This is a genomic window from Pseudomonas sp. IPO3747 (assembly GCF_013385245.1).
Classification (GTDB): domain Bacteria; phylum Pseudomonadota; class Gammaproteobacteria; order Pseudomonadales; family Pseudomonadaceae; genus Aquipseudomonas; species Aquipseudomonas edaphica.
Genome location: NZ_JACAQL010000029.1, coordinates 88,968 through 105,989, shown reverse-complemented (window position 1 = coordinate 105,989; position 17,022 = coordinate 88,968). Strand labels below are relative to the sequence as shown.

15 protein-coding genes are annotated in these 17,022 nt (G+C 60.5%); 11 read left to right on the top strand and 4 right to left on the bottom strand.

The genetic code is table 11. The features are described 5' to 3' along the window. Positions 1-143: 143 nt before the first annotated feature. The 8 genes from HX790_RS28140 to HX790_RS28105 all read left to right on the top strand — a co-directional run bounded on the left by HX790_RS28140 (position 144) and on the right by HX790_RS28105 (position 7,960). Positions 144-524 (top strand): response regulator, encoded by a 381-nt coding sequence (locus tag HX790_RS28140; protein WP_017135414.1) that lies wholly within the window; start codon positions 144-146, stop codon positions 522-524. Positions 525-718: 194 nt separating this feature from the next. Beyond that, complete coding sequence (locus HX790_RS28135; protein ID WP_176992553.1) at positions 719-1,333, top strand: biliverdin-producing heme oxygenase; 615 nt, start codon at positions 719-721, stop codon at positions 1,331-1,333. After that, positions 1,330-3,558 (top strand): ATP-binding protein, encoded by a 2,229-nt coding sequence (locus HX790_RS28130; protein WP_176992552.1) that lies wholly within the window; start codon positions 1,330-1,332, stop codon positions 3,556-3,558. Before HX790_RS28135 ends, HX790_RS28130 begins: the two co-directional genes overlap by 4 nt. Before the next feature lie 142 nt (positions 3,559-3,700). Then, complete coding sequence (locus tag HX790_RS28125; RefSeq protein WP_017135411.1) at positions 3,701-3,898, top strand: hypothetical protein; 198 nt, start codon at positions 3,701-3,703, stop codon at positions 3,896-3,898. A gap of 108 nt (positions 3,899-4,006) precedes the next feature. After that, on the top strand, positions 4,007-5,905 hold the full coding sequence (locus HX790_RS28120; RefSeq protein WP_176992551.1) for an alkaline phosphatase D family protein: 1,899 nt from the start codon (positions 4,007-4,009) through the stop codon (positions 5,903-5,905). Positions 5,906-6,095: 190 nt separating this feature from the next. Continuing rightward, on the top strand, positions 6,096-6,437 hold the full coding sequence (locus HX790_RS28115) for a type II toxin-antitoxin system RelE/ParE family toxin (protein WP_017135409.1): 342 nt from the start codon (positions 6,096-6,098) through the stop codon (positions 6,435-6,437). A 10-nt stretch (positions 6,438-6,447) separates the two neighbouring features. Then, a complete protein-coding gene (locus HX790_RS28110) occupies positions 6,448-6,756 on the top strand; it encodes an XRE family transcriptional regulator (RefSeq protein ID WP_169988415.1) in 309 nt (102 codons plus the stop codon). Positions 6,757-6,946: 190 nt separating this feature from the next. Continuing rightward, positions 6,947-7,960: a sensor domain-containing diguanylate cyclase gene (locus HX790_RS28105; protein WP_099549457.1), complete on the top strand. Its 1,014-nt coding sequence runs from the start codon at positions 6,947-6,949 to the stop codon at positions 7,958-7,960. 331 nt (positions 7,961-8,291) lie between these two features. On the opposite strand, the gene HX790_RS28100 is transcribed toward HX790_RS28105, so the two are convergent. Further along, a complete protein-coding gene (locus tag HX790_RS28100; protein ID WP_026013555.1) occupies positions 8,292-9,308 on the bottom strand; it encodes an amino acid ABC transporter substrate-binding protein in 1,017 nt (338 codons plus the stop codon). A gap of 223 nt (positions 9,309-9,531) precedes the next feature. On the opposite strand from HX790_RS28100, the gene HX790_RS28095 reads away from it, so the two are divergent. Continuing rightward, the gene (locus HX790_RS28095; RefSeq protein WP_138451319.1) at positions 9,532-10,782 is read left to right on the top strand and encodes an aspartate aminotransferase family protein; all 1,251 of its coding nucleotides are present in this window, start codon (positions 9,532-9,534) and stop codon (positions 10,780-10,782) included. On the opposite strand, the gene HX790_RS28090 is transcribed toward HX790_RS28095, so the two are convergent. Continuing rightward, positions 10,779-12,794, bottom strand: coding sequence for a c-type cytochrome (locus HX790_RS28090; protein ID WP_176992550.1), 2,016 nt, complete (start codon positions 12,792-12,794; stop codon positions 10,779-10,781). The genes HX790_RS28095 and HX790_RS28090 overlap by 4 nt on opposite strands. Positions 12,795-12,993: 199 nt before the next feature. Here HX790_RS28090 and HX790_RS28085 point away from each other — a divergent pair, with 199 nt between their 5' ends. Together HX790_RS28085 and HX790_RS28080 are read left to right on the top strand one after the other, a co-directional pair. After that, positions 12,994-13,497 (top strand): DUF6622 family protein, encoded by a 504-nt coding sequence (locus HX790_RS28085; protein WP_017135404.1) that lies wholly within the window; start codon positions 12,994-12,996, stop codon positions 13,495-13,497. Between the two features lie 71 nt (positions 13,498-13,568). After that, a complete protein-coding gene (locus HX790_RS28080; protein ID WP_017135403.1) occupies positions 13,569-14,288 on the top strand; it encodes a hypothetical protein in 720 nt (239 codons plus the stop codon). A 117-nt stretch (positions 14,289-14,405) separates the two neighbouring features. Here HX790_RS28080 and HX790_RS28075 read toward each other — a convergent pair whose 3' ends face one another. Together HX790_RS28075 and glyA are read right to left on the bottom strand one after the other, a co-directional pair. After that, positions 14,406-15,485, bottom strand: coding sequence for a pyridoxal phosphate-dependent aminotransferase (locus HX790_RS28075; protein WP_176992549.1), 1,080 nt, complete (start codon positions 15,483-15,485; stop codon positions 14,406-14,408). 96 nt (positions 15,486-15,581) lie between these two features. Then, positions 15,582-16,937, bottom strand: coding sequence for a serine hydroxymethyltransferase (gene glyA / locus HX790_RS28070; RefSeq protein WP_176992548.1), 1,356 nt, complete (start codon positions 16,935-16,937; stop codon positions 15,582-15,584). Positions 16,938-17,022: the final 85 nt, after the last annotated feature.

The following is a 17,022-nucleotide window of genomic DNA, read 5'->3' as shown; positions in this document are numbered from 1 at the left end:
CTGTATCCACCTTGCCGTGCCGCTGCGGACAACCCCACGCGACCGCTCTAAAACGACCACCCATCGTTTAAAAAACATCCAATCGAACCTATTCAGCCAGCGCCTACTCCATCCTACTGAACCCTGATGGTGGAGTAAGGATCATGGCTCAGCCATCGATTTTGGTATTGGAAGACGACGAAATCATTCGTGCGTTAATGGTGGATGTATTGGAGGACTTCGGGGCTCATGTGACGTCGTTTCCTTCGGCGGATGAAGGCATGATTTACCTGGAGCGCGGCGATGATCCGGTAGACCTGATCGTCAGTGATATCCAGATGCCGGGGTTACTCAATGGCTATGACTTGAGCAAAGTGGTCGCGCATCGCTGGCCGTCGGTGCCGGTGGTGCTGACCTCGGGCAATACCAAGCTGGCGGCGCAACTCGGCGGCTCTGTACGTTTTTTACCCAAGCCCTGGAGTGCAGAGCACTTGGTTGAGTGCGTGCAAACCGCACTGACCCAGCAAGGCGCCTCCATGCACTAATAGCGTCGCGACATCACTTAAACCGAACTTGCTGCAGTGCCCTGTGGTCATTTATTACGCAAGGAGCGACTTTTCTGATCCGCCGGTCAGGCTTTTCGCCTTGTGCGTACAGTTGACGGCAATGACTTGTGTAGAATCGTCGCCCATTTCACGCGTCATTCATGGCCTTAAGGCCCACAGTTCGAGCTTATTGAATGCATTCACAGGCCCATGACGTTAGTGCGCCCTCATTGCTGGAAGCGTTGCGCACAGGCACGGGTTTGCTGCATGTGGCGTTGGAAAAGCGCTTGCCGTTTTTCTCCGATCAGTTGGATGCTGGCGGGTATCGGCGCTTGCTCCAGGCGTACTACGGGTTTTATGGGCCGATGGAAGCAGCGCTGTACGCCAGTGGCTTGATCCCCGACGGGTATGACGCTGTACTGCGTGTGAAAACCCCCACACTGCTGGGCGATTTGCGCGCCCTTGGCTTGAATGATAACGCCATCAACGCCTTGCCCCGCTGCACCGAACACCCGACCTTCGACACCCCCGCGGCCTGCCTCGGTGCCCTGTATGTACTGGAAGGCGCCACCCTGGGCGGCCAAGTGCTGCGCCGGGAAATGGCCCGGCGCCTGGACATACACGCCGATAACGGCGGAGCGTTCCTTGATATATACGGCGCCGAAACCGGTCGACGCTGGAAAGACTTTCTCGATTACCTGGGCCGCCTGCCGCTGGATGCTGACGCAAAACAGCGCGCGGTCGATGCGGCCCGCTCCACATTCAGTGGCTTCGAGCATTGGCTCGCCCGCCAGGAGGTACTGCTATGAAACCCGACGATTTTGAAGAGCTGCTTGCCAACTGTGCCGACGAACCGATTCGCTTCCCGGGCGCGATCCAGCCCCACGGTGTGCTGTTGACGTTGTCGGAGCCTGAGCTGCGCATCACTCAGGTCAGCGCCAACGTGGCCAGCCTGTTCGGCCACGCACCCGAAGCGCTGTTGGGCCAACCGCTGCACCAGTTAATTGGCGTTGAACCTGCCCAAGCCGTGCAATCGATCGCCGAAAACAACGCGTTTCTCGACGCGCCGGCGCTGCATGTCACGCTCAATGGTGCGCCATTTGAAGGCTTGCTGCATCGCCATCAAAACGTGCTGGTGCTGGAATTTGAGCCGCGCCTTGAAGATTTCAAACCTCGCGCCCTGAATGGTCGCACCAGTGACCTGGGCAAGATGCTGCAACGCTTGCAGTCGGCGAAAACCCTGCAAGCGCTGTACGAGATCAGCGTGACTGAAATCCAGGCCATGACCGGTTACGACCGGGTGCTGATCTATCGCTTCGAAGAAGAAGGCCACGGCCAGGTAATTGCCGAAGCGTCGGCGCCGTCCATGGAGCTGTTCAACGGGCTGTTCTTCCCCGCGTCCGACATTCCCGAGCAGGCCCGCGAGCTGTACCGCACCAACTGGCTGCGCATCATCCCGAATGCTGCCTACGAGCCGGTGCCGCTGCTGCCCAAGCTGCGTCCGGGCACTGACCAGCCGCTGGACTTGAGCTTTGCCACCTTGCGCAGCGTGTCGCCGATTCACTGCCAATACATGCAGAACATGGGCGTGCTGTCGTCCATGAGCATCTCGTTGATGGCCGGCGACAAGCTATGGGGCTTGATCAGTTGCGGCAACCGCGAGCCCTTGCTGGTGCCCAACGACCTGCGTGTTGCTTGCCAGACCATCGGCCAGGTGCTGTCGCTGCAGATCAGCGCCATGGAAGCCCTGGACTTGAGCCGCCAGCGCGAAGAAAAAGTCGAAGCCCTGGCATTGCTGGACCGCGCGATGAAAGCCTCGGAGCAAAACGTCTTCGATGGCCTGGCCCAGCAGCCGCAGGTGCTGATGGACCTGACCCTGTCGGGCGGCGTGGCGATCATCGAAGACAAACAACTGCACCGTTACGGCAATTGCCCCGAGCCTGCGCAGATCCGTGCGCTGCACAAATGGCTGCAAGAAAGCGACGAGCCGGTGTTTTCCAGTCACAACCTGGCCTCGGTATACCCGCCTGCCGCCGAGTTCCAGCAAGTGGCCAGTGGCGTTCTGGCCATGAGCCTGCCCAAGCCTGTGGATAACGGCGTGTTGTGGTTTCGCCCGGAAGTCAAAGAGAACATCAACTGGAGCGGCGACCCGAACAAGCCGCTGAACCTGGAAACCTCCGACACCGGTTTGCGCCTGCGCCCACGCACCTCGTTTGAAATCTGGAAAGTCGAGATGGCCGGTATCTCCACCAAGTGGAGCCACGGCGACCGGTTTGCCGCCAACGACCTGCGCCGTTCCGCCCTGGAAAATGACCTGGCCCGCCAAGTGTTGCGCGAGCAGCAAGCCGTGCGCGCCCGTGATGAACTGGTGGCGGTGGTGTCCCACGACCTGCGCAACCCGATGACGGTCATCTCGATGCTCTGCGGCATGATGCAGAAAGCCTTCAGCTCCGACGGCCCACATACCTCACGGCGAATTTCCTCGGCCATCGACACCATGCAACAGGCCGCCGGGCGTATGAATGTGCTGCTGGAAGACCTGCTCGACACCTCGAAAATCGAGGCCGGGCGTTATGTGGTCAAGCCGGTGTCGTTGGACGTCAGCCAGATGTTCGAAGAGGCCTATTCGCTGCTCGCACCGTTGGCGATGGAGAAAGGCATCGACTTGTCGTTCAACGCCGAGCCCGGCCTGCTGATCCATGCCGACCCGGAGCGCCTGTTCCAGGTGCTGTCGAACCTGATCGGCAATGCCATCAAGTTCACCCCGCGCCAGGGCAATATCGGCATCAGCGCCATGAGCAATGGTGAAGATATCGTGTTTTCGGTGCGCGACTCCGGCGAAGGCATTGCGCCTGAGCAGTTGCCCCATGTGTTTGATCGCTACTGGACCCAGACCGAAAACAACCCCACCGGCAGCGGCTTGGGGCTGTATATCACCCAAGGTATCGTGCAGGCCCACGGCGGGCGGATTGAGGCTGAGAGTGAGTTGGGGCGTGGCAGTGAGTTCAGGTTTACGGTACCCAAGTCTGTCTGAAACGCATTCAGTCCTACGGATATTAAACATGCAGAAACCCATGGCCGGGAACGTTAACCCGGCCAGCGCCACTGAGTGGGTGCGCAGTCAAAGGGAGTATTGATGCGAGAACATCCCTCCAATTGAGCAAGAGGTTTTTCCCATGAGTATCGTCCACATGCTGCCCGGCTTTCAGTTCAACATAGCTTTCCAACTGGCCAACCAAATGGCTGAAATCGCCACCCGGTCCGCTGAAAAGCCCTCACGTCCTGACAGTAACCCCATGATGCAAAACGCACCGCCCAAGCCCAAGCCTTATCGAACGTCCCTGGAGTCCCTGGGACAAGGCCATCTGCTCTAACACAACAAGGGTAATCGGCTGCAAGGTATCTGCGGCACGCCTTTAACAAAACGCTGACATCCTCTGCGTTACCCTTTTAAGTCCTACCTTGTATGAGCTGCTTGCTTCATGCCGCCATCCGACACACTGCCCGCCGTCATTGCCGGCCCACTGCTCAGGCGCCTGGAACCCCAGCGTCTGGTGATCTGGCTGGTGGGCAGCCGTGTCCTGCCATTGTGCTTAAAGCTGCAAGTGCCTCAAGGCCAAACGCTGACGATCGATCTGGACACCCAGCAGTGCCAAGTCGTGCCCGTTGGGCGCCACGCCTTTATCCACCTGATCGACGTTTCCCTGAGCGAAGCCCTGCCGCTGGACGTGAGCATCGACTACGACCTGCTGGTCGACGGCTGTGGGATTGCGCATTGGGCGCCGCACCTGCTGTATGCCGATGCTCCATCGGCGAATTTCGTAGTGCATAGCCGCATCCACCAGTTGGTGCATGGCTCGTGCCGCAAACCCCATCACCACGCCAATGACGGTTTGCTGTGCGTCGACCGCCTGCTGGCTGACGCGCGCACACCGGCCGAGCGCCCGGCGCTGCTGATGATGAGCGGTGACCAGGTCTACGCCGATGATGTGGCCGGCCCCATGCTGCGCGCGATTCATGCGCTGATCGCACGCCTGGCGTTGTTCGACGAATACCTGGAAGGCGCCGTGGTGGATGACAGCGCCAGCCTCTACGGGCATCGCGCCAGCTATTACCACCGCGCGGATCTGCTGCCCGCACTGGACAGCAACGAGACCCTGCGCGAACGGTTTTTCGGCGGTGTGAAAAAACCGATCTTTACCAGCAGCACCGCCGACAACCACCTGGTGACCTTTGCCGAAGTACTGGCGATGTACCTGATGGTGTGGTCGCCCACGCCCTGGACGTTGATCACGCCACAGCCGCCATCATTAAGCACGCCGGAACACCTGCGCTACGACCACGAGCAAGTGCAGGTCGATCGGTTCCGTGACGGCCTGCCCGGCGTTGCGCGGGTCTTCGCGCACCTGTCGACGCTGATGATTTTTGACGATCACGACATCACCGACGACTGGAACCTCAGCGCGCAATGGGAGGCCACCGCCTACGGCCATCCATTCTCCAAGCGCATCATCGGCAATGCCCTGCTCGCTTATATGCTGTGCCAGGGCTGGGGCAACCAGCCAGATGTGTTTGGCAAACTGTTGGAACACACCCAGGCGCTGACCGCCAACGTTCAAGACAACCACTTGCACGCCAGTGCCCACGATGAATTAGTGCAAACCCTGCTGAAATTCCAGCACTGGCATTACGTGCTGCCCACCACGCCCGCACTGGTGGTGCTCGACACTCGCACCCGGCGCTGGCGCAGTGAGTTTGCGCTCAAGCAACCTTCCGGCCTGCTGGACTGGGAAGCGTTGAGCGAACTGCAGCAGGCCCTGCTGGACCACCCGTCGGCCATCATCGTGTCGCCCGCGCCGATCTTCGGCGTCAAGCTGATCGAGACGGTGCAGAAGGTCTTCAGCTGGTGTGGCTACCCACTGCTGGTAGACGCGGAAAACTGGATGGCCCATCGCGGCGCCGCCCAGGTGATCCTGAATATCTTTCGCCACTCGCGCACGCCGGGGAACTACGTGATCCTGTCGGGCGATGTGCACTACTCGTTCGTCTATGAAGTGCTGATCCGCCACCGCAGCGCCGGCCCAAAAATCTGGCAGATCACCAGCAGCGGCATCAAGAACCAGTTCCCGGCGCGTTTGCTGGAATGGTTCGACCGCCTCAACCGCTGGCTCTACTCACCGCGCTCGCCCCTCAACGGTTTCACGCGCCGGCGCACCATGCAGGTAGTGCCGCATATCCCGGAACACGCCGAGGCGGGTGAACGGCTGTGGAATTCGGCGGGCATCGGCCAAGTGTTTTTCAATGCGCAGGGCCAGCCGGAGGGGATTTACCAGCACAACGCGGATGGCAAGCCGCGAACGCGCATGGTGGCGCCGAAGTGAGTTTTCTTACGCCTGGCAAACCAATCTCGCACATACCATTCAGAAAACTCACAACTCTTTATTTTTACTGATTTTTTTGAAACGCTTCAACCTCAGCCACTCACAAAATAAGTGCCAGGCTCTGACCAATCTTCGCGAAAAGACCCTTCAATCGCTGATTGCCTTATGAACCTATTTTGGTGCACTCTCTGTGAACGACCTACCTCTCGTGTTGAACGTCGCATTTTACCGAACCGAGGCTGGCAACGAGCCCGTGCGTGAATGGCTGATGGAACTGCCCAGGGAATCAAAAAAGCTTATAGGCACTGACATAAAATCGGTCCAACTCGGATGGCCGCAAGGGATGCCGTTGGTTAGGAAGCTGGAGCATCGCCTTTGGGAGGTCCGAACCGATCTTGGTGAAAATGCTGCACGCGTCATTTTTACCTTGGTCGCCAGCCAGATGATTTTGCTGCACGGCTTTATTAAAAAGAGTCAGAAAACGCCTTCAGTCGACCTGAACACCGCCAGGCATCGCAAAAACAAGCTCTGAGGAACATTCCATGAATAAGCATATCGGCTCCAACTTTGATGATTTTCTCAGCGATGATGGGCTCATAGAAGAAGTCTCTGCCGGAGCGTTGAAGCGTGTTATTGCCTGGCAATTGGCAGAGGCGATGAAGGTGCAGAAGGTCAGCAAGAAAGCGCTGGCCGAACGTATGCATACCAGCCGCACCGCCGTCGATCGAGCGCTGGACCAAAACGACGCGGGCATGACGCTGTCCACCCTGGCCAGTGCGGCAAGGGCTTTGGATCAACATGTCGAAGTACGCCTGGTACCGAACACGCAAGCAAGGCCCGCCAGGGCGTGAAAGCTCGTGCCAGGCGAGCACAACGTATGTCGCCCCACCTGCTGATTAATGGCCTATCGCCACACCACTAAAGCAGCACACTCATCCTATTCAAAGCGCGCAAGCCGCGATGTAGAGTAACCTCAGCCACGGTGTACCGGCGTCAATGAAGACTGGCCTTGGAAGCCAGCACAGGCAGGGAAGTGCACAGATGAACGAGACATCCGGCAATAAACCGCTGCGCAATAACTTTTCCGAACTCAACGCCGACATGTTGCATGCGGTGATGGAACTGGTCAGCGACGGCATCTGGGACTGGAATGCCAACACGGGTTTCGTGTACCGCAGCCCCGGCTGGTACATGATGCTTGGCTACCCCCGCCACTCCCTGGAGAACAGCGTGTTCACCTGGGAGAACGTGATCCACTCCGAAGATTATCCACGCGTCATGGCCGTATTTGATGACTACATCAGCCAACGCGCGCCCCATTACCAGGCCGAGTATCGTTGCCGCAAGGCTGACGGCACTTACTTGTGGATCGAGGACCGTGGCTACGTCATTGCACGTAACCCCGACAATTCAGTGGCACGCATGGTCGGCGCACACCGCGATATCCATACACGCAAAATCTCCATCGAACAGCTGCAAAAGCGCAACCAGTCGCTGGAAGCGCTGGTGGCCGAACGCACCCTTGAGTTGTCACGAGTCAATCAGCAACTGCAAATGCAGTTGGACGAGAACCGCTCCCTGGCCGAACAGGATGCCCTGACACGCATCGCCAACCGTTATCGCCTGGAAAAGGTGTTGCTGGAGGAGTGCGACCGTGCCGAGCGCTTCCGCGTACCGCTGGCCTTGGTGGCCATGGATATCGACGACTTCAAGCCGATCAACGACAAACATGGTCATGGCGTCGGCGACCAGACCCTGGTGAGCGTGGTAGACAGCCTGGAAACCTGTATGCGCCAAGGCGACTTGCTCGCACGCTGGGGTGGCGATGAGTTTATGGTGATCCTGCCCAAAAGCAGCTTGGACACCGCCAGGCAATTGGCCGAACGTATCCGTCAGGCCATCGCCGAGATGCCCGCCGTGGGCGACTTCAAAGTCACCCTGAGCCTGGGCGTGGTGGAGCGGCGAATGGGCGAAACGCCCGCCGCCTTGATGGCACGTGCCGATCAAGCACTGTACCGGTCCAAAGCCGCCGGCAAGGATGTGGCCTCGGAGTGATGTGGGAGCTGGCTTGCCTGCGCTAGCCGTGTGTCAGTAACCGATGCACTCACAGGTAGGCCGTCATCGCAGCATAGATATCTACACATACCACGTCTGTGACAAGTGGGCTGTTGTGGCGAGCAGGCTTGTCCTGCGTTGGGCTGCGCAGCAGCCCCAAAAAACAGACGCAGAGTTCTTTCAGGAGTATCACGGTACCCGCACTGGGGCTGCTGCGCAGCCCAACGCGGGCAAGCCCGCTCGCCACAGAGGAATGTGGCGGCCTTAGAAAGTTGTGGAGATACCTGTGGCCATCGCAGGCAAGCCAGCTCCCACCTGAGGCAGTGTTCAGTCAACGCACCGGCGGTGCGTACTGGATGCCGCCATTGCTCCACAACGCATTGAGCCCGCGCTTGATCTTCAGCACGCTGCCCTGGCCGATATTGCGTTCGAACACCTCATCGTAGTTGCCTACTTGCTTGACGATCTGCACCACCCAATCCTTGCGCAGCTTCAGGTCTTTGCCGTAATCGCCGTCGGCCCCGAGCAGCCGCGCAACGTCGGGGTTCTGAGTGGACTTGGCCTGCGCCTCGACATTCTGCGAGGTGATGCCCATTTCTTCGGCATTGAGCATGGCAAACAGGGTCCACTTGACGATGCTGAACCACTCATCGTCGCCCTTGCGCACCAGCGGCCCCAACGGCTCTTTGGAGATCACCTCGGGCAGCACCACGAACTCATCCGGGTGGGCCATCTTGATGCGCTGGGCATACAGGCCCGACTGGTCGGTGGTGAGCACGTCGCAACGCCCGGCTTCCAGGCCCTTGGCGCTCTCGTCGGCGGTGTCGAAGGTGATCGGCGTGTACTTCATGCCGTGGGTACGAAAATAATCGGAAACGTTGAGTTCGGTGGTGGTGCCGGCCTGGATGCAGACGGTCGCGCCATCGAGTTGCTTGGCGGCGGTCACGCCCAACTTGTTGTTGACCAGAAAGCCGATGCCGTCGTAATAGGTCACGCCGGTAAACACCAGGCCCATGCCGGAATCGCGGGAACTGGTCCAGGTGGTGTTGCGCGAAATCAAATCGATTTCGCCCGATTGCAGCGCGGTGAATCGCTCCTTGGCGGTCAACTGGGTGAACTTCACTTTTGACGCATCACCGAACACGGCGGCGGCGACGGCGTGGCACACATCAACATCGATGCCGGTCATCTTGCCCTGGCTGTCGGGCACGCCGAAGCCCGGCAGGCCGTCACTGACGCCGCACTGGATAAAGCCTTTTTTCTGGATAGCGTCCAGGGTCACGCCCGCGTGGGCACTGCCGGCAAGCGCCACGGCCGTGGCAGCGATAAGGGTTTTGAGGTGGTTCATGCGAGGCACTCCCTGTGAGTCTTTTATTATTCGGCGCCGCACTGCCCGCGCCGGTTTCTGAGGTTGCCCGGCAGTATTGTCAGGTTTGCAGCGTGGCCACAAACGACCTTTAGGCAACAGCTCCTTCCGATTTGGAATGACCCGGCGACTTTATTTCGTTTGCGGCAAGGCCGGCTGCGCAGCTTAGATAAATACACGCCCGCCATTGCCGAGTCCCCGATTCATGAGCCGCGAAAGCATCAGCCAGTCGATTTCCATCGTTCACCCCATCAGCCTCAGTCACGGTAAAAATGCCGAAGTCTGGGACACCACGGGCAAGCGCTATATCGATTTTGTCGGTGGCATTGGCGTGCTCAACCTCGGGCACTGTCACCCAGGCGTGGTGGAAGCGATTCGCGAACAAGCCACCCGGCTCACCCACTATGCCTTCAACGCCGCGCCGCATGCGCCCTACATCGAGCTGATGGATCGCCTTTGTGCGTTTATCCCGGTGGATTACGCGGTAAGCGGCATGCTCACCAACAGCGGCGCGGAAGCGGCGGAAAACGCCTTGAAAATCGTGCGCGGCGCCACCGGCCGCACGGCGGTGATCGCCTTTGACGGCGCCTTCCACGGCCGCACCCTGGCCACCCTCAACCTCAATGGCAAGGTGGCGCCCTACAAGCAAAAGGTCGGCGTGCTACCCGGCCCGGTGTATCACCTGCCCTACCCCAGCGCCGATAACGGTGTGACCTGCGCCGAAGCCCTGAAGGCCATGGACCGTCTGTTCAGCGTGGAAATCGACGTCAACGATGTGGCCTGTTTCATCATCGAGCCGGTGCAGGGCGAAGGCGGCTTTCTGGCCCTGGACATCGAGTTCGCCCAGGCCCTGCGCCGCTTCTGTGATGATAAAAACATCCTGCTGATTGCCGATGAAATCCAGTCCGGCTTCGGGCGTACCGGCCAGCGTTTTGCCTTCTCGCGCCTGGGCATCGAGCCGGATCTGATCCTGCTCGGCAAAAGCATCGCCGGTGGCGTGCCATTGGGCGCGGTGGTCGGGCGCAAGGCGCTGCTCGACAACTTGCCCAAAGGCGGCCTCGGTGGCACCTATTCCGGAAACCCAATTGCCTGCGCGGCTGCTTTGGCAACATTGGATGCGATGACCGACGCGCAATTGAAAACCTGGGGGTCACAGCAGGAAGCCGCCATCGTTCGCCGTTATGCCGCCTGGCGCGAGCAGCAACTGTCGCCCTATCTGGGCCGTCTGACCGGCGTGGGTGCCATGCGCGGCATCGAGCTGGCACATGCCGACGGCACGCCCGCTCCCCAGCAACTGACCCAACTGCTCAGCCTGGCACGCGATGCCGGCTTGCTGCTGATGCCCAGCGGCAAGTCGCGGCATATCATCCGCCTGCTGGCACCGCTGACCACCGAGCCTGCGGTGCTGGAGCAAGGCCTGGATATTCTCGAGGCCTGCCTTAAGCAGTTGAACTAGTAGCGCGCATCCACGGGCTTGCCGCCGTTGGGCCAGTCTCTGACCTTGTCCGGAAAATCCGGGCGCGGTTGGCCAGAGAAATACGCCGCCACATCCACCGCTTCCTGGTCCGACAAACCGCCCTGCCCCAGCGGGAATTTTTCGTGGAAGCCGATCGGCATGTTGCGTTTCACAAACGCCGCCGCGGTGTAAGGCCGTGCCATACCGGCGCCGATGTTGAACGACTGCTCGCCCCACAATGGCGGGTACACCAGCTCGCCGTCGGCACGCGCCAGGCCTTGGCCGTTATCGCCATGGCACACCGCGCATTGCTTGGCATACACCTGCTTGCCGTTGTCCAGGTCCGGCTTGATCGCCGGGTCGATCTTGCCCACGCCACGCCCGGCGACTTTATCTTCAGGGCGGGTGTTGTTTTTCATCCAGTCAAAGTAGGCGACCATCGCCTGCATATCCGCCGACTGCGGCGCCAGCGGCTTGCCGTTCATGGAACGGCGGAAACAGCCATTGATGCGCTCCTCCAGCGTCACCACCTTGCCCGCACGCGGCGCGTAACTGGGGAAGAACGCCGACACACCCACAAACGGCGAACCATCCGCCACGGTGCCGGCGTTGAGATGGCAACTAGCGCAGTTGAGCGAATTGCCGACGTTATCCGGCAGCAGCGCCTTGGTTTGCAGGTGCAGGCGCATGCCGCGAATAACCTGGTCGGCGTTGGGTGCGGCGAGCAAATTCGCCAGCCTTGGGGTTTCGAAGGCTGACGAATCGGTGGTGGCGGGGTTGAGCTGATCGCGCTGGGTTTTCACCTGGGCGGCGCTGATTGGCGTGCCAGCGTTGCCCCAACTGGTGCGCACGAAGGTCAGGATCTCGGCGATTTCCTGATCGGCCAGCCGGCTGAAACCGGGCATGGTGTAGACCCTTGGGTGGGCGGCGGTTTGCGCGGTTTCCCAGCCGGTCAGGGTGATATGCAACAGCGACGTCGGGTTGTTCGAGGCAATGCTCGGGTTACCGGCCAAAGGTGGAAACAGGCCTTTTACGCCAGCGCCGTCACTGCGGTGGCAATCACTGCAAAACTGCATATAGCCCAGGCCGCCACGGCTGGTGAACAGGTCGGCTGGCGGTGCGGCCGGTGCTTGGGCGACCGCTGGCATTGGCAGATCATCTTTACCGGGCGGCAGGGATTTGAGGTAACTGGCGATGGCCGTGAGGTCGTCAACACTGAAGTGCTGGGTGCTGTGGTGGATCACATCGGCCATGTTGCCAGCGACCGTGGCAAAGCGGTTCTGCCCGGTCTTGAGCAGTTGCACGGTGTCTGGCACCGTCCACAGGTTGCGCAGGCTCAGGGCGCGCCAGTGCTCGACGGTTTCACCGGCCAGGTAATGCCGGCCGCTGCGGCCCGCATCGCTCATGGCTTTTTCCTGGAAGGCGATGCCCCGTGGCGTGTGGCACGAGCCGCAATGCCCCAGGCCCTGGACCAGGTAGGCACCACGGTTGAGCACCCCGCTACGCTGCGGGTCAGGTTGGAACGGTTGCTTGTCGAGAAAGGCAACATTCCACAGCGCCAGGCCCCAGCGCTGATTGAACGGGAAGCCCATGTCCGCCTCAAGGTTGGCCTGTTGCACCGGCTCCACGCCTTGCATCAGGTAGGCGTACAGGGCGCGCATGTCCTCTGCGCTCATCTTCGCGTAGGACGGATACGGCATCGCCGGGTAAAGGTTGATGCCCGCCGGCGTCACGCCTTCACGCATCACCTTGTCGAACTGCTCGAAGCTGTAATTACCGATACCAGTGTCGCGGTCCGGCGTGATGTTGCTCGAATAGATCATGCCCATCGGCGTGCTCAACTCCAGCCCGCCGGCCATCACCTGGCCTTGCCTGGCGGTATGGCAAGCGATGCAGTCGCCCAGTTGGGCCACGTATTGACCCTGCTCGATTTGGGTTGGGGCGGCGTGCAGAGGTAGCGCAAGACACAGCGTCGCCCCCAGCAAGGCCAGGCGGGACAATGAAAAGGCCATTGCATTAATCCTTTAATAACCTGGCGTGGAGTAGCCCCCTCGGCGCAGGCCAGCGGTTGTTTTTATGGGTTCATCAGGCCTTTGTGTTGTAACGGGTTTTGCCGTGGAGGGTGTTGATGTGAGTCAGCGCCAAATCGATGGACAAAACGATGATGGCTCAACGACTATCAGCGCTTCCCGCCCCCGCAAGGACGCACCCATGCTCGATATCCTCCAAGGCACGCCCCTGTGGGTATACGCCATCTACCTGTGGATTTGTTATTACGGCATCAAGGCCTGCATGGGCGGGCGTGAGAATCGCCGCTCGCTGCTGATTTTGCCGGTGGTGCTGGTGGTGTGGTCGCTGATGTCGCTGGCGCCCTCGATCCTGTCGAGCGGCGCCTGGGTCGCGGGTGCGCTCGCGGGCAGCCTGCTGGGGATGTTGCTGTTCAACGCCGACGGCGCCCGGCTCGATGCCAATGGCGAAACGCTGGTGCTGGCGGGTACCTGGAAAACCCTGTTGATCTCGCAGCTGTTCTTTGCGGTGAAATACTACTTCGGCTATCAGCAGGCCGTGCATCCGTTGCTGTTGAGCACGCCTGAGATGTTGCTGGCCGTAGGCGGTGTGTCGGGGTTTACCGTTGGTCTGTTCTGCGGGCGGGCCGATCGATTGCAGCGGGCGCTGAGCGCCTTGCGCCGCGATAAGGGCAGTGTGCTGCCTTGACCTGACCTGCGTGGCCGCCGAAAATGCGCGACGCTTTTTTGTCCCCCGTTTACTGAAGTAGTGAAATTTCAATGCCTGATTCTTACACCGAACACGCCGCCGAAGAATCCGTAGTCGCCCTGCACTCGAAGGCCGAATACGAAAACGCCATCAATCTTTCACAGCATGTGCCTGCGGCCAAGATCATCAGCGAGATGGTGCTGGACGCGTTCCACACCTCCAAGGAAAGCGACCAGATCCGTGAACTGCGCGTGGCCATTCGCCAGGCCCATGACGCTTTCGACGACGACAAGGCCTACGACCTGATGGGCCAGCTCAAGCAACTCAAGGATGCCGAAGCGGCCGACAACATCGCCCTGGAAGACTTGAGCAGTAAGTTCTCGATCAGCCGCATCCTCTCCAGTTTCAAGGACGACCCCGAGTTCCAGGAGCTGGTCTACGGCCTGGCCCTCAAGGTGCTGAACCAGTCTCACCAGGCCATCAGCAACCCAAGCGCCGGTAAGGGCAAGGCTGCACGGGCCAAGAAAGAAGCCGAAGTGTTTGTGATCAGCAAGGATGGCATCAGCGTCACCCTGCCGCTGCGCACGCCGCGCTCCAAGCTCAACGTTGACCGTGAGGCATTCGAGTTTTTAGGCTTCAGCTTTGTGGGTGAAGGTGATGAGGCTGAGCTTGAAACCGAGAGCTTTGTGGATAACGCCGGCGCCGAGCAGCCGTTGAGCCGCAAGAGTGTGATTACTGCGCTGCAGCAGCAGACGGCGTTTGATGGGTACAGCATCGCGCAGCAGCAGTAACGCATTGCTCAAAAGGTGGGAGCTGGCTTGCCTGCGATAGCATCACCTCGGTTTGCCTGATAGACCGAGGTGCTGCTATCGCAGGCAAGCCAGCTCCCACATGGGTTTTGTGTTGCTTTAAAGACTCGCGAACACCTCGCGAAACCGCGCCATCTCCTGTTTGTTGCCCACCGTCACCCGCACCCACTGCGGCCAATCCTTCCACACCCGCCCGACCAATACGCCCTGTGCAGCCAGCTTCTCGATCACCTGTTCTGCAGGTTGTTTCACGTTAATCATGAAGCAATTGCTTTGCGACGCGGTGCAGGTAAAACCCCGCGCCTTGAGCCAGGCCACGGTTTCGTCACGCAGTTGGGCATTGAGCGCCTTGCGTTGCGGCACCAGCTTGAGGTCTTCCAGGCTCGCCCGAGCACCGAGTAACGTGGACGCCGCCGGCACATTATCGCCACCAAACACCGCCAGCCGTTCCAGCAACACCGGGTGGCCGATCGCCAGGCCCAGGCGCGCACCGGCCATGCCGTAGATTTTCGAGAAGGTGCGCAGCACCAGTAAGTCGTCGTGATCCTTGACCCAACTCACGCAGCTTTGTGCGTCGCAGAAGTCGATGTAGGCCTCGTCCACCACCAGCACGCAGCCTTTGGGTTTGTTCGCCAGCGCCTGGCGGATCGCTTCGGTGGGTGTCAGGGTGCCGGTCGGGTTGTTGGGGTTGCACAGGTACAGCATGCCCGCCTGAGGGTCGGCGGCAAGCATGGCCGGCACGTCATGGGCGTGGTCGGCATTGAGGCTCACTTCGTACACCGGCGCCTTCCATGACTCGGCGGCCTGACGCGGTACTTCATAGGACGGCGTGGCCATCACCAGACCACGGGCCTGACTGGTAAACGCCAGCACCGCGTAGCGCAGGGCGGCCATGGAGCCGGCAAATACAGCGACCTGTTCTTCGACAAGCCCCTGCGATTTGGCGAACTGTTCGGCCAAGCCGTACATGTAACCATAGGGGTACAGCCCGGAGAGGCCGATGCCACGCTGCATCGCCTCGCGGGCGGAGGCTGATGGGCCGTAGGGGCTTTCGTTGTAATTGAGGCGCACCGTGTCCGCCGGGGCCGGTGGCGGGCTGGCGACCGCCCAGTCCAGGCGGCCCAGCACCGGCAGGGCCGCGCCAAAGGCGAGAAGAGACCGACGACTTACGCTGAACATGGCGCGACTCCTTGTAGACGGGTGATGGTTTCTCACGGTTCGTACAAAGAAGTATGACGAGAAGGCGCTCAGCTGATTTAGCCACCTGCGCCGTGATCAACCCTCCAGGTAGTCGGCGATCGGGTAGTTCATGCACAGGGCCTCTACCGCTGTGCGCACCTGCTCGCGCACCTCAGGCTCAAGCCGATAGTCCTGTTCGCCCAGCGGGGTGACGTTTTCCAACACCCGGCACACCAGCGCAATCACCTGGCGGCAACCCTCGGCGTCGAGTTCGCGTTGCGCCATGCAGCCGGTGCCAATACACAAACCGCTGGTGACCAACTTCGAGCGTGTCTCGCCCGGTACGCGGTGCTTGCTTACCACAATGGCGCAAGACTCCAGGGCCGCCTCGGCGATGGCGCCGGTCATGGCGCCCGGCAACCGGATCAGTACCGTATGGTTGTCACTGCGCCCGCCCACCACGTCGTAACCCTGGGCCGCAAACGCACTGGCCACCTCATCGGCAAGCGCACGGCCACGCCCCATACAGGCATCAAACTCTGCTGACTTCGCGTACCCGAAGGCAGCCGCTTTTGCCGCGATCATATTCACCGCCGGCGCCCCTTGCATACGCGGGAACACGGCTTGATCCAGCACACGGCTGAACGTCGACCGCAGGCCAGGCACCTTGGCCTCGGCGTCGCGGCCGCACAGGATCAACCCACCCCGTGGGCCACCCAATTGCTTGTGCGTGCAGGTGATGGTGACGTGGGCGGCGTTGATCGGGCTCGGGTGGCGCCCCGTCACCACCAACCCGGCGATAGCGGAAATATCCGCCAAGAGGATGGCGCCCGCCTCGTCGGCAATCGCGCGAAACCGCTCAAAATCCACCACCCTTGAGTACGCACCCGCACCGCAAATAATGATGCGTGGGCGATGGGCCAGGGCCAGGCTGCGCACTTGCTCATAATCGATAAGGCCATCGTCGGTGGTGCCGTAGCGGATAGCCTTGTAATAGGCCCCGGTGAACACCGCCGGGCTGCCATGGGTGAGTTCGCCGCCATGGTCGTGGGCCATGCCCAGTAGCGTATCGCCCGGCTCAAGCAGCGCCGAAAGCACTTGGGATATGGCATTGGACGCCGAATGAGGCTGCACGCCGGCGTAATGTGCATCGAACAACTCTCGCGCCCTGCGGATGGCCAGGGACTCCACTAAATCGACATTTTCGCAGCCGGTGCGATAGCGTTTGCCGGGCGTGCCTTCGGCGCTCACGTTGACCAGTGCTGAGGCGCAGGCCACCAGAGTGCGGGGCTTGACCGCGCAGGAAGAAGCCACCAATGAGAGGGTGCGATGCTGGCGAGTGACTTCAGCATCCAGCAGGCTGGCGAGTTCGAAGTCTTCTGCGCGCAGATCCGCCAGGCCACGACGCAGCAGGTCGGCCTGGTCTTTCAGAGGTACGGTATTGAATGCCATCAGTGCGGGTCCCTTCCTGGGCGTTGCGTGCCGGTCCGTCCTGAACCGAGAGGATCAATTAAACAGGAAATTAAACATTTTCCAA

Excerpts from the sequence above, each read along its gene's own strand:
- HX790_RS28105 (WP_099549457.1), top strand. The coding sequence starts at position 6,947 with ATGAACGAGACATCCGGCAATAAACCGCTGCGCAATAACTTTTCCGAA.
- HX790_RS28135 (WP_176992553.1), top strand. The coding sequence starts at position 719 with ATGCATTCACAGGCCCATGACGTTAGTGCGCCCTCATTGCTGGAAGCG.
- HX790_RS28095 (WP_138451319.1), top strand. The coding sequence starts at position 9,532 with ATGAGCCGCGAAAGCATCAGCCAGTCGATTTCCATCGTTCACCCCATC.
- HX790_RS28125 (WP_017135411.1), top strand. The coding sequence starts at position 3,701 with ATGAGTATCGTCCACATGCTGCCCGGCTTTCAGTTCAACATAGCTTTC.
- HX790_RS28100 (WP_026013555.1), bottom strand. The coding sequence starts at position 9,308 with ATGAACCACCTCAAAACCCTTATCGCTGCCACGGCCGTGGCGCTTGCC.
- HX790_RS28090 (WP_176992550.1), bottom strand. The coding sequence starts at position 12,794 with ATGGCCTTTTCATTGTCCCGCCTGGCCTTGCTGGGGGCGACGCTGTGT.
- HX790_RS28080 (WP_017135403.1), top strand. The coding sequence starts at position 13,569 with ATGCCTGATTCTTACACCGAACACGCCGCCGAAGAATCCGTAGTCGCC.
- HX790_RS28130 (WP_176992552.1), top strand. The coding sequence starts at position 1,330 with ATGAAACCCGACGATTTTGAAGAGCTGCTTGCCAACTGTGCCGACGAA.
- HX790_RS28075 (WP_176992549.1), bottom strand. The coding sequence starts at position 15,485 with ATGTTCAGCGTAAGTCGTCGGTCTCTTCTCGCCTTTGGCGCGGCCCTG.
- HX790_RS28110 (WP_169988415.1), top strand. The coding sequence starts at position 6,448 with ATGAATAAGCATATCGGCTCCAACTTTGATGATTTTCTCAGCGATGAT.
- HX790_RS28120 (WP_176992551.1), top strand. The coding sequence starts at position 4,007 with ATGCCGCCATCCGACACACTGCCCGCCGTCATTGCCGGCCCACTGCTC.
- HX790_RS28140 (WP_017135414.1), top strand. The coding sequence starts at position 144 with ATGGCTCAGCCATCGATTTTGGTATTGGAAGACGACGAAATCATTCGT.
- glyA (WP_176992548.1), bottom strand. The coding sequence starts at position 16,937 with ATGGCATTCAATACCGTACCTCTGAAAGACCAGGCCGACCTGCTGCGT.
- HX790_RS28085 (WP_017135404.1), top strand. The coding sequence starts at position 12,994 with ATGCTCGATATCCTCCAAGGCACGCCCCTGTGGGTATACGCCATCTAC.